General features: G+C 33.6%; 14 protein-coding genes. 6 read left to right on the forward strand and 8 right to left on the reverse strand.

What is annotated here, in order from left to right; genetic code table 11:
- Positions 1–105: 105 nt before the first annotated feature.
- From Q4Q47_RS07635 to trhO, 6 genes are all read right to left on the reverse strand, one after another.
- The gene (locus Q4Q47_RS07635; protein ID WP_303306060.1) at positions 106–2,436 is read right to left on the reverse strand and encodes a penicillin-binding protein 1A; all 2,331 of its coding nucleotides are present in this window, start codon (positions 2,434–2,436) and stop codon (positions 106–108) included.
- 71 nt (positions 2,437–2,507) lie between these two features.
- Complete coding sequence (locus Q4Q47_RS07640; RefSeq protein ID WP_303306061.1) at positions 2,508–3,002, reverse strand: gliding motility lipoprotein GldH; 495 nt, start codon at positions 3,000–3,002, stop codon at positions 2,508–2,510.
- Positions 2,989–4,182, reverse strand: a complete 1,194-nt coding sequence (locus tag Q4Q47_RS07645; RefSeq protein WP_303306062.1) for a PSP1 domain-containing protein — start codon at positions 4,180–4,182, stop codon at positions 2,989–2,991. The genes Q4Q47_RS07640 and Q4Q47_RS07645 overlap by 14 nt, the downstream gene beginning before the upstream one ends.
- 114 nt (positions 4,183–4,296) lie before the next feature.
- Positions 4,297–4,527, reverse strand: a complete 231-nt coding sequence (locus Q4Q47_RS07650) for a ferredoxin (RefSeq protein WP_303306063.1) — start codon at positions 4,525–4,527, stop codon at positions 4,297–4,299.
- The gene (locus tag Q4Q47_RS07655) at positions 4,527–5,771 is read right to left on the reverse strand and encodes a peptidase U32 family protein (RefSeq protein ID WP_303306064.1); all 1,245 of its coding nucleotides are present in this window, start codon (positions 5,769–5,771) and stop codon (positions 4,527–4,529) included. The genes Q4Q47_RS07650 and Q4Q47_RS07655 overlap by 1 nt, the downstream gene beginning before the upstream one ends.
- Position 5,772: 1 nt before the next feature.
- On the reverse strand, positions 5,773–6,801 hold the full coding sequence (gene trhO, locus Q4Q47_RS07660) for an oxygen-dependent tRNA uridine(34) hydroxylase TrhO (RefSeq protein WP_303306065.1): 1,029 nt from the start codon (positions 6,799–6,801) through the stop codon (positions 5,773–5,775).
- 870 nt (positions 6,802–7,671) lie between these two features.
- Here trhO and recA point away from each other — a divergent pair.
- The 4 genes from recA to Q4Q47_RS07680 all read left to right on the forward strand — a co-directional run bounded on the left by recA (position 7,672) and on the right by Q4Q47_RS07680 (position 11,409).
- Positions 7,672–8,670 carry a recombinase RecA gene (gene recA, locus Q4Q47_RS07665; RefSeq protein WP_303306066.1) on the forward strand — a complete coding sequence of 333 codons (999 nt, stop codon included), beginning with the start codon at positions 7,672–7,674 and terminating at the stop codon, positions 8,668–8,670.
- Between the two features lie 106 nt (positions 8,671–8,776).
- Positions 8,777–9,187, forward strand: a complete 411-nt coding sequence (locus Q4Q47_RS07670) for a hypothetical protein (RefSeq protein ID WP_303306067.1) — start codon at positions 8,777–8,779, stop codon at positions 9,185–9,187.
- 33 nt (positions 9,188–9,220) lie between these two features.
- A complete protein-coding gene (locus tag Q4Q47_RS07675; RefSeq protein WP_303306068.1) occupies positions 9,221–9,763 on the forward strand; it encodes an RNA polymerase sigma factor in 543 nt (180 codons plus the stop codon).
- Positions 9,763–11,409 (forward strand): hypothetical protein, encoded by a 1,647-nt coding sequence (locus tag Q4Q47_RS07680; RefSeq protein ID WP_303306069.1) that lies wholly within the window; start codon positions 9,763–9,765, stop codon positions 11,407–11,409. Before Q4Q47_RS07675 ends, Q4Q47_RS07680 begins: the two co-directional genes overlap by 1 nt.
- 84 nt (positions 11,410–11,493) lie before the next feature.
- Here Q4Q47_RS07680 and Q4Q47_RS07685 read toward each other — a convergent pair whose 3' ends face one another.
- On the reverse strand, positions 11,494–12,231 hold the full coding sequence (locus tag Q4Q47_RS07685; RefSeq protein WP_303306070.1) for a lysophospholipid acyltransferase family protein: 738 nt from the start codon (positions 12,229–12,231) through the stop codon (positions 11,494–11,496).
- Positions 12,232–12,296: 65 nt separating this feature from the next.
- Here Q4Q47_RS07685 and Q4Q47_RS07690 point away from each other — a divergent pair, with 65 nt between their 5' ends.
- Positions 12,297–12,539 carry a GlsB/YeaQ/YmgE family stress response membrane protein gene (locus Q4Q47_RS07690; protein ID WP_303306071.1) on the forward strand — a complete coding sequence of 81 codons (243 nt, stop codon included), beginning with the start codon at positions 12,297–12,299 and terminating at the stop codon, positions 12,537–12,539.
- Between the two features lie 138 nt (positions 12,540–12,677).
- Complete coding sequence (gene trpS, locus Q4Q47_RS07695) at positions 12,678–13,646, forward strand: tryptophan--tRNA ligase (RefSeq protein ID WP_303306072.1); 969 nt, start codon at positions 12,678–12,680, stop codon at positions 13,644–13,646.
- A gap of 282 nt (positions 13,647–13,928) precedes the next feature.
- Here the strand turns inward: trpS and dprA are convergent, their stop codons facing one another.
- A complete protein-coding gene (gene dprA, locus Q4Q47_RS07700; RefSeq protein WP_303306073.1) occupies positions 13,929–15,032 on the reverse strand; it encodes a DNA-processing protein DprA in 1,104 nt (367 codons plus the stop codon).
- Positions 15,033–15,127 lie beyond the last annotated feature (95 nt).

Here is a 15,127-nt window from a genome sequence, read left to right on the forward strand (position 1 = left end):
CTTTGTAGCGAATGCTGTAAAAACTTCACAAACTGTGCTCACACTAAACATAAAATCTTACCTGATTTACTTAGATACGTCTTTCTTATTCCTTAAACACATTTATTAAAAACCACCTAAATCATCAGGAATTTCATCACCTTGATCATCATCTATAGCCTTTGAGGCTTTAGAACAATCTACGTTTATAGATAAGTTTACCGGTTCTTCAAATGCTTCTTTAGAAATATTTAATGTTTTATCAGCATAACAGCTTTTCATGTACAACCCCCAGATTGGTAATGCCATAGCAGCGCCTTGTCCATAAGTTATGGTTCTAAAATGTGTAGCTCTATCTTCTGCTCCTACCCAAACACCAGTAACTAAATTAGGCACCATACCCATAAACCAACCATCACTTTGATTTTGAGTCGTCCCTGTCTTTCCTGCTATAGGATTAGTAAACCCATAAGGATAACCTGTAATGATTTCTTTATAGTCTGATCTGCTAGCTGCGTAGGTATGTCTTAACCTTGTTCCAGAACCACCTTGTGTAACACCTTCCATAAGTTTTACTGTGACATAAGCGGTTTCTTCGCTTAAAACATCACGCGTTACTGGTTTAAATTGATATAAAATAGTTCCATTTTTATCTTCTATAGTAGTAACCATTACGGGTTTTGTATATACACCTTTGTTAGCAAATGCAGCATATGCACCAACCATTTCGTAGACACTTATATCCGGAGTCCCTAAAGCAATCGATGGCACTGCAGGTATTTCAGACTCAATGCCCAATTTCTTTGCTAAATCCACCACAGGTTGCGGTCCCACTTTATCAATCAATCTGGCTGTTATGGTATTTACAGAATTTGCTAAAGCATTTTTTAAAGTTCTGGTGCCTCCATAATCATCTTCACCACCAGAGTTTTTTGGACACCACTCTTCTGGATTACCATATTTTTCTTTTTCTATACAAAAAGGAGTATCCGGAAATTCATCACAAGGTGAATAGTGTAATTGATCAATTGCTGCTGTGTAAACAAGAGGTTTAAATGTAGAGCCTATTTGACGCTTTCCTTGTTTTACCATGTCGTACTGAAAATGTCTGTAGTTCATACCGCCTACCCATGCTTTTACGTGACCCGTTAAAGGATCCATAGACATCATACCTGGTTTTAAAAACGATTTATAATATCGCATGGAATCTATAGGTTTCATAATAGTATCTACCTCTGAAGCTTTACCTTCTTTCCATTCAAAAACAGTCATTTTGGTTGGCTCATGAAAAGACGCCTCAATCTCTTTATCAGACTTTCCAGCCTTCTTTAGTATTCTCCATCGCTCACCTTGCCTCATGGAACGGTTCATTAAAGCTTTTATTTCTTTTCTGTCCAACTCTAAAAACGGTGCCGTTGGGTTCCTTTTGGGTGTGTTTTGATTAAAAAACTCAGCTTGTAACCTAGGCATATGCTGTTGCACGGCTGCTTCTGCGTATCGCTGCATACGAGAATCGATAGTCGTATAAATTTTTAAACCATCATTGTATAAATTGTATTTAGTACCATCTGGTTTTGGGTTTTTCTTAATCCAATCTTTCATAAAACCATCTAAATAGCCTCTAAAATAGGTAGCAATACCATCACGGTGTGATTGTGGCGTATAACGTAAATCTAGCTCTCTTTTTTGAAGTGAATCTTTGACAGCTTCATTAATATAATCGTAGTTTTCCAGTTGATGCAAAACAACATTACGTCTGTTTTTAACGCCTACAGGGTTTCTTCTTGGATTATACAATGAAGAATTTTTAAACATTCCAACCAACATAGCAGATTCTTTCAAATCTAATTCACCTGGCTCTTTATCAAAATAAATGGCAGCCGCACTACGAATACCATCCGCATTGTTACCAAAATCATAAATATTAAAATATTGAGCTATAATTTCTTCTTTGGTATATTGGCGTTCTAAACGAATGGCTATAATCCACTCTTTTACTTTTTGAGTAATCCTTCCTATGGTGCTTCGAGATGCTACACCGGTAAATAATTGTTTTGCCAGTTGTTGCGATATGGTACTGGCTCCTCCACCTGAGCCTAACATAACAATGGCTCTAAGTGTTCCTCTGGCATCTATACCGGCATGATCATGAAAACGCGCATCTTCTGTAGCAATTAATGCATCTATTAAATTTTGTGGCAGCTCATTATAACCAACTGGCGTCCTATTATCATTTAAATAAAATTTGCCTAAGGTTTTTCCATCAGATGAAATAATTTCAGTTGCTAAATGGGTTTTGGGATTTTCTAATACGGTGTGATCTGGTAAATCCCCAAAAATAGATGTGAATAAAAATATAAGCAATACTGAAAGTATCCCTCCTAAAAATAACATCCAAAACCAACGGATGTATTTTGAAAAATTTTGAGTTGTTGTTTCTTGCTTTTTTTTTGCCATTTAATTCTACCTATAAAATACATCTCGATACAATTTCGTAAAACAAAATCACTAGATGTGACAATTACTATTTAATTCTTTTCTGGTTTTTCAATTCTAAAACCAATGTCTGTAATACCCTCAAGTTCTATAACGCCATTAACTTTTCCGTTTTCTCGCATAGCTTGTTGTATCTTAACCGTATAATCTCCTTTTTCTTTAAAAACGACTTGTTCTTTATACCAAAGCTTATTTTCTTTAACTCCCGTAAAACCAGTACCTAAAAGTTTTCCACTAGGGTCTGCCATTCTATACTCCAATGTGTCTTTAATCGTTTTACCATGTGGAAAATTCATTTCAACAATTAAAAACAAGTTGTTGTATTTATAATCACTTGTATTTCTTAAGTTAACAAATAGATTGTACGCATTCGTAGAATCCGGAGGACTAACTTTAAAGCTAATTATAGAATCTTTATGCCATTTATTAGGAACCGATTTATAGGTATCGAAAACGCGATTAGAATCGCAAGACACAAATACTAAAGAAGAAATTAAAAGAAATAATAATACACTATTTTGCTGCATTTTTATTGTTTTGAGGTTTTCTTTTCTTTTTATTGTTCCTATTGTTTTTATTGTTTCTTCTCTTATTATTTTTACGTTTATTATTCGATTTTGGACTATCGAAACGCGTTAAACTATCTTGACCTACAACGTTTTCAAACTCAGCTTTAGTATCTTCTACCAATTCTGAAGCGTATTCTTCAAGGCTAGCTATTTTTTCATTTTTCTTGTTTAATTCGATAATTTCATTGGCTTGTCTTGTTGTTATTTTATGCCAATGATTCCATTCTCCTTCATAGGCATACCACATGTGTCCTTTAAAAATATCCGTTTTTTGACATACTGCAGTGCCTTTTTCTGTATGTAATTTTGCGTCTGTTTTAGGGAAACTTTTTAAGGCATCAAGATACGTATCAAGCTCATAATTTAAACAGCACTTTAATTTACCACATTGTCCTGCTAATTTTTGAGGGTTTAATGATAGCTGTTGGTATCTTGCTGCCGATGTACTTACTGATCGGAAATCCGTTAACCATGTTGAGCAGCATAGCTCACGACCACACGACCCTATGCCCCCTAACCTTGAAGCTTCTTGGCGAAACCCAACTTGCTTCATTTCTATGCGCGTTCTAAACTCGCGAGCAAAAACTTTTATAAGCTCTCTAAAATCAACACGCTCTTCGGCTGTATAGTAAAAAGTAGCTTTGCTGGCATCTCCCTGAAACTCGATATCTGAAATTTTCATTTGCAATTTCAAATCGATTGCAAACTGACGCGCCCTTACCTTCATAGGCTCTTCCTTATCTCGGGCTGACGACCAAATATCAATATCCTTTTGGCTTGCTTTTCGGTAAACTTTTAAAGCCTCGTCTTCATTATCTGATATATTTTTACGTTTCATCTGAACGCGTACAAGTTCTCCTGCAAGAGTAATCATACCAATATCATGACCCGCTTTTGCCTGTGTAGCTACAATATCTCCAATGCCAAGTGTTAAGTTTTCTGTATTCTTGTAATACTCTTTTCTACCATTTTTATAACGTACCTCAACCCAATTAAATGGTTTTTCACCATTAGGTAATGACATGTTTGCTAACCAATCGAAAACAGTTAACTTATTACAACTATCTGTACCACAAGTACCATTATTTTTACAGCCTTTAGGTTGGCCATCTTTAGTTGAGCAGCTTGCGCAAGCCATATACGTTATATATTGAATTCGCTAATAATTAGATTATTACGAATGAAGATTAATAATTTTTTTGAAATGTAAAGATATGATTATTATGTTGACTTTAAAAAGCTATAAATTTATTTAAATATTCTTTACACTAATTATGTTTACAGGACATGCTTTAGATGCTTTATCACATGCATCAAAAATAATATCGTCATTAGACTTTACGGTAAAGAACCCTTTTTTATCTTTTGAATGTAAAAGAACCGACTTGCCATCTTTCTTGGACATTTGAAATTGATCAGGAGCTAACTCCACACAGTAATTGCAGCCTATACACTTATTACGTTGTAATGTAATAACTACCATTAGGCCTCTACTTTATTCTCCACAATTTTATATAATTTATCTGAGGGTCTTATTCTAAAATCTAATGGTATGGTTATCGTATCACCTTTGGAGCCTGCTGTTAGTTTTTCATCGTTTACTAACATCTCATTGACTTCCATTTCTCTTGCTCCTGTTGTAGGCCCTGTTATTAAAATGGTATCTCCGATAGAAATGTCATAAGCGTCAATTTTAAACTCACCTATTTTAGCCTTCGTATAAAAGTGTACACCTTTACCAATATATACCTTTTTTTGCGTAGCATGAGACCCTGACCCCTTACTCCATTCTCCTAATTTCTGTCCTAAATAATAACCATTCCAAAATCCGCGGTTATACACCTTTTCTAATGCTTGCATCCAGGAAACAACCTTTTCTTTATTATAGGTTTTATTCTCAAGACTATCAATGGCATCTCTATAACACTTTATAACTCTGGCAACATATTCCGGAGCTCTGCCTCGCCCTTCAATTTTTAATACTTTAATGCCAGATTCTGCTACTTGGTCTAAAATATCTATGGTACATAAGTCTTTAGGAGACATGATATATTCATTATCCAATGCCATTTCAAAACCAGTTTCCTGATCGATAACAGTATATTTTTTTCTGCAATTTTGTTTGCAAGCACCTCTATTTGCTGATGAATTTTGAGAATGTAAACTCATATAACACTTGCCTGAAACAGCCATACAAAGAGCACCGTGTCCAAATACCTCAATTTCAATTAGTTTACCTGAAGGACCCTTTATTTGTTCTTTTTCAATGGCTTCGGTTATTTTTTTTATCTGGCGTAAACTTAATTCTCTACTTAATACCATCGTATCTGCAAAGAGTGCATAAAACTTAACCGTTTCAATATTGGTAATATTAATTTGTGTTGAGATATGCACTTCTAAACCAATTTCCCGGGCACAAGCTATTACAGCTTGATCCATGGCTATTACAGCGGTTATATCTGCTTCTTTTGCCTTATTTACCAATGTTTTTACAATGGATAAATCATGATCGTAAATAATGGTATTTAATGTTAAATACGTTCTTACATTTTTTGCTTTACATCGCTTTGATATTTCAGGTAAATCATCCAAAGTGAAGTTTATAGATGCCCTGGCTCTCATATTTAACTGTTCAACACCAAAATATATAGAGTCCGCTCCATTATCTAAAGCTGCTTGAAGCGATTCAAAATTTCCTGCAGGAGCCATTAATTCTATTTGTTGCATATTATTTGAATTTTAAAGCTTCAGACCTTCCTTTTTTGAAAATATCGTTACTGTTTCCTTGTCCTTTGCGCAGTTTCTTTTGTTCTTCAAAAGGCAGTCTATTTATTTCCATACATTCAGTAGAACAGCAATTTTCCATAGCTTCTTTACAAGAATCGCATTGAATAAATAGTAAATGACAAGCAGCATTTGCACAATTAGTATGCACATCAAATGGATTTCCACATTGGTGGCAATTAGCGATCACGTCTTCACTAATACGTTCTGCTCTTCGATCGTCAAACACAAAATTTTGTCCCAAAAATTTATTTTCCAGATTTTCTTCTTTTATTTGTCTGGTATACTCAATAATACCACCTTCTAATTGATACACATTTTTAAAGCCTTTATGCCTAAAATAGGCACTTGCCTTTTCACAACGAATGCCTCCTGTGCAATACATAACGAGGTTTTTATCTTCCTTGTGGGCCTTTAAATCGTCTTCAATAATATCTAAAGATTCTCTAAAGGTATCTACATCCGGTGTTACGGCATTTTTAAAATGCCCGATCTCACTTTCGTAATGGTTACGCATATCTACCAAAACCGTTTTTTCGTCTTCTATAAGATTATTAAACTGTTCTGCTCCTACATGAACGCCTTTATTGGTAACATCAAATGTATCGTCATTTAAACCATCCGCAACAATTTTGCTACGCACCTTTACTTTTAGCTTTAAAAACGATTTATTATCTTGTTCTACCGCTATATTTAATCGGATATCTTTTAAAAATGAAATCGTATCTAAATGTGTTTTAAATTCATTAAAACGGTCGGCAGGTAATGATAGTTGACCATTAATTCCTTCGTGAGCGACATAGATTCTACCTAAAACATCTAATGCGTTCCAAGTGATAAACAAATGATCTCTAAAAATTTGTGGATTGCCAATTTTGGCATATTGGTAAAAAGAAAGTGTTAATCGATTTTTTCCAGTTTTATCAATTAATTCGGCTCTTTCTTTTGCGCTTAGTTTATTGTACAGTTGCATGCTATACTAATTTATAAGGTTAAAGATTATTTTTAAAGTGCAAAAATACAATTTTAACCAGAAGTGAGAAAGTAAAATTTTCTGGGGCAAGCTTTGAGGTATCAATCTTATAACCTTACAATTTAGTAAGTTCCAAAGTAAGTCTTAAAGTATTCGCCTTGAGATCCCGCTGAAAAAGCGGGATTAGTTCAACCATCTATTTTCAATGCATTGCTATGCAATTTTCCAAAATAGGGTTTCACTAATAAAAAAAGCACTTTATTAAACATAAAGTGCTTTTTCTTGACTAATCCGTGATTAATAATACTTTAATTTTTCCTAAAGAATATGTCACGGTTTTAGCCACCATCGGCTTTACAGTTACTGTTTATAATAACAGTGACTGAAACACCTAATGCGTTTATTAAAATTGTTTGTTTGAAAAATTTCATTTAATTCTTTTTCATAGCAAAATTTTCCACTTTAATTAGTAGATGCAAAATGTGAAAAAAGGTTGCGTGATAAAATTGTATTATGACAAAATTATAACATTTTAATACATAAAAACTAAGAAAGGATTATGTAAAATATGAATCATCTATTAGCTTATAGACTATCTGAAAAAACCATTAAACTTCATAATGAGATTGCATCCTAAACATCCAAATATTTAAGATAAATTTTATCAGTAGTATAAGTTAGTCTGGAAGGTTTCTCTTTAGTTTTAAATTGAATCTTTAAGTTACAGTGTATGAAATTCCTTTGGGAGTGTGCTGTCATTATAGAATCTTTTTTCTCTTTTATTTCTAAATTTATGTTGAAAACTATTATTGTGTCATGATAAAAGATGTAGTATTTTAGCAAGCACAACTAGAGAAAAAAAAATTATAAATGAGCAGCGAAAAAGAAGCTAAATTAAAGGCACTTAAACTTACCCTAGATAAATTAGATAAAGCATACGGAAAGGGAACCGTAATGAAAATGAGCGATGCAGCAGTACAGGATGTAGAAGCTATTTCATCAGGTTCTTTAGGTTTAGACATTGCTTTAGGCGTTGGTGGTTATCCACGTGGGCGTGTTATAGAAATTTATGGTCCGGAATCCTCTGGAAAAACCACACTTACTTTACATGCTATTGCTGAAGCTCAAAAAGCTGGTGGTATTGCTGCTTTTATAGATGCTGAGCATGCTTTTGATAGGTTTTATGCCGAAAAACTTGGGGTAGATATTGATAACTTAATTATATCTCAACCAGATAATGGAGAACAAGCACTTGAGATTACCGATAATTTAATTCGCTCAGGAGCTATTGATATTGTGGTTATTGATTCTGTGGCAGCATTAACACCTAAAAGTGAAATTGAAGGTGAAATGGGAGACTCCAAAATGGGTTTACATGCTCGTTTAATGTCTCAAGCTTTAAGAAAACTTACTGCATCTATTAGTAAAACCAATTGTACCGTTATATTCATTAACCAATTACGTGAAAAAATTGGTGTTATGTTTGGTAACCCTGAAACAACAACAGGTGGAAATGCTTTAAAATTCTACGCTTCTGTTAGATTAGATATAAGACGTTCTACTCAAATCAAAGAAACCGATGGGACAGTCGCAGGGAACAAAACCCGAGTAAAAGTGGTTAAAAATAAAGTAGCCCCTCCTTTTAAAATGGCAGAATTTGATATTATGTATGGAGAAGGAGTTTCTAAAGTAGGTGAAATATTAGATCTTGCTGTTGAGCATGAAATTGTAAAGAAAAGTGGTTCCTGGTTTAGTTACGATGATACCAAACTAGGGCAAGGGCGGGATGCTGTAAAAGCGCTCATTAAAGACAACCCCGAGCTGATGGACGAACTCGAAGGAAAAGTTAGAAAACTTGTAGCAGAATAGTTTAAAAATCCCGTTAATTCGGGATTTTTTAATTTTATACGCAACCTTTTTATTGCTGACGCATCTACAAAGAGCAAACATTTACTTAACCCTAAATTTATTTGCTATGAAAAAGTTTTTTATTCTTTGTTTTACGGCGCTATTATTTGCCTCATGTAGTATTGATGATGATGGACCAAATTTTGGTCTTGAAATTTTACCAGTTGAGAGTGTTGAGATTCCTGATACATTTACTTTAGGAGAAACATACCCAATTACCATTTCTTATTTTAGACCCTCAACATGTCATACCTTTAAAGAGTTTTATTATTTAAAAGAAAATAATGTGCGTACTGTTGCCCCAATAAACTATGATTTTGTGAGGAATGATTGTGAAACACTAGAAAATGAATTGGTAGAAGCAACTTTTAACTTTATAGTAACAAGTAATGGCTCTTATATTTTTAAATTCTGGCAAGGTGAAGACACCGATGGAGAAGATCAGTTTTTAACAATTGAAGTGCCTGTAGTAGACTAAAAAAATTAAGTATTCATTTAATACGTGTTTAATTTGAGTTTAAGCCAACTCATAGAAAGTTGTAAAATTGATGATACTAAAGCACAAGGAGAATTATATAAGCTCTTTTCGAGCAAGCTCTTCTCTGTATGCTTAAAGTATTCGCGAAACCGTACCGAAGCAGAAGATAATCTGCAAGATGCGTTTTTAACAATTTTCAAAAAAATTGGACAGTATAAGAGTAAGGGTTCTTTTGAAGGTTGGTTAAAACGCATTACTATAAATACGGTATTGCAACGATACAGAAACGAAAAGGTTTTTGATATTATAAATGAAAATATAATTGAAGATGTTGAATTAGAAGTTGATGAAGATACTGTATCCATCGATTATCTTTTACAAATTATTCAAGAATTACCGGACAGGTACAGATTGGTTTTTAACTTGTATGTATTGGATGGTTATTCACATAAAGATATAGCAGGGATGCTGGATATAAATATAGGGACTTCAAAATCTAATTTGGCTCGTGCCAGACAAAGTTTGAAGGAAACTATTGAAAATTACAAGACAATACAAAGTTTACAATCATTATAATGAGTGATAAAAAACATATAGACAGATTGTTTCAGGAGAGTTTTAAAGATTTTGAAGCGATACCTAGTGATGCCGTTTGGGAAAATATAGAAGCTAAACTTAACCAAAAAAAGAAAAAACGCCGTGTTATTCCTATTTGGTGGCGCTATGCAGGTGCTGCTGCGCTATTATTACTTTTATTAACTATTGGTGGTGTTTATTTTAATAATGCCGATAAAATCCCAACCAATGAAATATCTGATATAGAAGCTACAACACCTTCAAATTCTGAAAAAGATAATCCTACTAATTTGGATAAGGCAAAAGATGATGTTATTGCTGACACTGATTCTAATGAAAATGAAAGCTTAGATGATACACCTCAACAAAATAAAACAAACCTTCCCTCTAACAAAATAACCCCTTCAAAAGAATCGTCCATTGCAGAAACACCTGCTTCAAATAATAATGAGCGAGAAGAAGCATCTAGCGTTTCCATTAACAAAGGACAAAATACGATCAACAAGTTATTAAATACTAAAAGCAGTCATGTCGTTGCAAAGAATCTTGAAGAAAAAAGTGATAACGATAAAATCCCTAATAAATCAAAAAACAACCATGTTATTGCGGATAATTCTGAAGAAAAGAAAAATACTGATAAACTTCAAAATACAATAAAAAATAGTTCTGCCATTACTTCAGATTCGGGTTCTGAAAAAAAGAATCAGGCAATCCAACAAAATAAATCATCATTAATCAATAAAGAACGAGCAAAAGAAGTCATTGACAACGCTTCAAAAAATAATAATGCCATTGCAGAAGTCAAAAATGAAAATAAAGAAACTGCGACTAATGATAAAACAGAAAAAAACAGCCTTACAATAGAAGAAGCCATAGACAAAACAAAAGATATAGTTGAAGAAGAGAAAGATTCAAACAGGTGGAGTATTGCCCCAAATGCTGCGCCTGTTTACTTTAATACTTTAGGCGAAGGTTCTTCAATAGACCCTCAATTCAATAATAATTCTAAGAGTGGCGAACTTAATATGAGTTATGGTATTTCTGCTAGCTATGCCATTAACAAAAAACTAAGTGTTCGTTCTGGTGTTCATAGGGTTAATTTAGGCTATAACACTAACAATGTAGTTGCTTTTCAAACTGTAGGTGTCTCTTCAAGTAGTCGTTCACTTCAAAATGTCAATGCTGTTAAGAAAAATAATACTAGCAACACTCCAGATAATGTCTCTCTTGTTAGCGCTGAAAGCTTTAACGCAAATGACATTCCTGAAGCGTTTTCAACATCAAAGACCTCTATTAATCAAGATTTAGGTTATATCGAAATTCCTTTAGAGATTCAATATGCGCTTTCAAACAAAAAATTAGGAGTCAATCTTATTGGAGGATTTAGCTCATTCTTTCTAAGTAACAATAAAATATTTTCTGAATCTGAAGGTGGTACAAGAACACTTTTAGGTAAAGCGAATAATATAAATAAAGTAAGTTATAGTGCTAATTTTGGATTAGGGTTAAATTATCAGGTATCTAAAAAGATAGACTTGAATTTAGAGCCTATGTTTAAATATCAAATTAACACATTTAATAATACATCTGGCGATTTTAAACCTTTCTTTATAGGGGTTTATACCGGATTCGCCATTAAATTCTAGGTTTTTGGTTAGATCTGGATATTGATTTTCATTAAGCTCGAAAATCAATATCGAAAAAAAACTGCTCATCCCCTGAGCAGTTTTTTATTTATTAAAAACCTGTAATTGTTTCAAGATAATATGTCTAGCCTTTTCATTTAAAGATTTTGTATCGTCGGTCACTAAGTTTTCTGTAGATAAAAATTTATGAACCTTAACGCGCATTCTTCCTGGGCTACCACTAAAAAATGTATATGAAAATCGTTTTTTATTATCAGCAAAAGTTAATGGCACTATAGGTATTTGATGGTTTATCGCCAATCTAAAAGCACCGTCTTTAAAGGTGTCTAATTCTATATGTTCTTCTGGAACACCTCCTTCTGGAAAAATACAAATACTTAAGCCGGATTGTAATCTGCGTTGTGCCCTTAAAAAAACACCCTGCCTACTTTTAGGAGAATTTCTGTCGACCAAAATGCAAGTACGTTTATAAAAAAAACCGAAAAGCGGAATTTTAGTAAGTTCCTTTTTTCCAACAAATACAAATGGGTTTTTAACCGAAACCAGCATAAGCATGATATCCACCATTGAAGTATGGTTGGCGATAAACATATAGCTCTTATCTTTTTCGGGCGTTTGTTCTCGATCAATACGATAGCCAAACCCCATACCAATTAAAATTATTTTTGCCCAAACTCTGGCAATCTTAAAAAAGAAGGGATACCATGATTCTTTTAAAATAGAAATTAAAAGCACTGGAAACATAATTAGTATTGGCAACCCTACCAGTATGTAAAACCAGATACGATATAATACCCAGAAAATGTATTTGAAAATTATCATAAGCTTCAAAAATACTATTATAAATTGATTATATTTAGATCATAATAACTTAAAACAAATAAATCATGAGTTTACTGTATGCACTTTTAATTGGAGGTATTGCTGGCTGGTTAGCTGGAAAATTAATGAAAGGTGGCGGTTTTGGGCTAATTTTTAATATTGTAATTGGTATTATAGGTGGCGTTGTTGGTAATTGGCTTTTTCAAAAACTTAATATTACCTTAATGAGTGGTATTGTTGGTGATATTTTAACAGGAGCCATTGGCGCTTCGGTCATATTATTTGTCGCAGGTTTATTTAAAAAATAAAATTCCCATATTTTATAAAAAAGCGGTATTAACCGCTTTTTTTATTGTTAAACAAATACGTATTTTCGCGGTGTTATTTAATTAAAAAGATTTCCGCTGAAGTTTATCTTGAGCGGAGCCGAAAGGCGGAAAGTACACATGGCAAGAATACTTACAGGCATACAAAGTACCGGGACACCACATTTAGGAAATATTTTAGGAGCTATTATGCCGGCTATTGAGATGGCTAATACTCCTGAAAATGATTCTTATTTATTTATCGCAAATATGCATACTTTAACTCAAATTAAAGATGCCGAAACATTACGATTTAACACGTATTCTACAGCGGCTACTTGGTTAGCTTTTGGTTTAGATATAGAAAAAACAGTGTTTTACAGACAAAGTGACGTTCCGCAAGTTACTGAGCTAACTTGGTATTTAAGCTGTTTCTTTCCTTACCAGCGTTTAACATTAGCACATAGTTTTAAGGATAAAGCCGACAGGTTAGAGGACGTGAACTCTGGTTTATTTACTTACCCAATGCTTATGGCTGCGGACATTTTGTTATATGATGCTGAAATTATTCCAGTTGGAAAAGATCAGCTACAACATATCGAAATGACACGTGATGTTGCCTCTCGTTTTCATGCCAAAGTTGGCGAAACGTTTGTATTACCAGAAGGGAAAATACAAGAAAACACAAAGCTTATTCCTGGAACCGACGGTGAAAAAATGAGTAAGAGTAGAAATAATATTATCAATATTTTTTTAGATGATAAAAAACTACGCAAGCAAATAATGACTATTCAAACAGATAGTACGCCATTGGAAGAACCAAAAGATTGGGAAACCTGTAATTGCTTTGCTATTTATAATTTGTTGGCTAATGACAAGCAAATTGAATCCATGAAAGCTAATTACGAAAATGGCGGTTATGGTTATGGGCATGCCAAACAAGCTTTGTTCGAATTAATTGTTGAAAAATTTGCTACACAACGTGAACGCTATAACTACTACATGGATAACCTTAACGAGGTTGACAAAGCCTTAACTTTAGGTGCTGAAAAAGCAAAAGTAGTAGCCGATACTGTTTTAAATCGTGTTAGGGAGAAGGTTGGGTATTAACAAATTCCTGCGAAGGCAGGAATCTTATTAATTAGATTATACCTGAAAAAACAGATCTTTTTGCAGTTTTTATTATCAAAACAAAAGGTATGTTCAACGTGTCTTTTGTCATTCCGAACGAGGAACGAGGAGGAATCTCATCCTTCTGAGATGTCTCGTTGCTCATGCTTCGCTCTCCGCAGACATGACAAAGCGCTATTTATCAGAAACATAAATACTATTTGCCCATTGAAATTAATATCGAGTTCATGTTATTTAATAAGATTCCTCCATTCGCAGGAATTAAACAACCTCAAATAACTTACCGGGCAAAGGTCTAATCACTCCTTTAAGCTCCATGTTAAGCAATACACTTGCTGCTTTAAAAATAGGCATCTTGCAATGAATGGCAATCACATCCAGTTGTTGTTTTTCGTTTTCTTTTAAATACGCATAGATTATTTTTTCTATAGGGTCCAATTCAACAAACAATTGTTTTTGTATGGCTGGTTTTTTGTCTTCTTTTAATTGCCAATTGAGCATATAAGGAACATCTAAAGACGTCGTAAGCATGTGTGCTTTTTGATGTTTTATTAAATTATTACACCCCATACTCTGAGTATCTGTGGTCCTTCCCGGAACGGCAAACACATCTCTATTATAAGAATTTGCAATATCTGCAGTAACCAGACTTCCACCTTTTTCAGCAGATTCTATAACTATGGTCGCCTCACTTAAACCTGCAATGATTCTATTTCTTTTTAAAAAGTTATTTCTATCAAATGTGTCACTACTCCAAAAATCGGTAAAAAAGCCCCCATTTTTCTCCATATCGACCATATACTTTTTATGCACTTTGGGATAAACTTGATTCAACCCATGCGCTAAACAACCTATGGTTTGTAAATTGTATTTAATAGCTGCTTTATGTGCTGTAATATCCGTTCCATAGGCAAAACCGGAAACAATAATGGGATTATAAGGTGCCAGCGTTTCTACCAATGATTCACAAAACGCTATGCCGCTAGTTGTTATTTTTCGAGCGCCCACAATACTAATAATATGCTGTTGTTTTAAATTAATATGCCCCGATTGAAATAATAAAATCGGTCCATCAATACAATGCTTTAATTTTTCAGGATAACTTTCCTCCATAAAATAAGACACTTTAATGTCGTTCGATTTTATAAAGTCCATTTCTTTTTCGGCAGCCTTTAAATGATCTGTTTTAAAAAAGTCCTTTAAAACAAGACTCCCTATGCCATCAATTTTAAGCAGGTTTTGTTTTTTTTCCTTTAAAACGGCTTCGGCAGTACCGCAATGCGAGATAAGTCGTTTAGCAGTTATATCGCCTATATTTGGTACATGTTGTAAAGCTAAAGTATAAAGCAAATCATTTTCTGTCATTCTATATCATTGATTTTTAAGCTGCAATAAAAGAATTTTTATACTGTTAATAAATACTTGTGGCTAAATTTTATATGAAAGCATAATTTTTTAAC

This window comes from Flavivirga spongiicola, from assembly GCF_030540825.1.
Taxonomy (GTDB): Bacteria; Bacteroidota; Bacteroidia; order Flavobacteriales; family Flavobacteriaceae; genus Flavivirga; species Flavivirga spongiicola.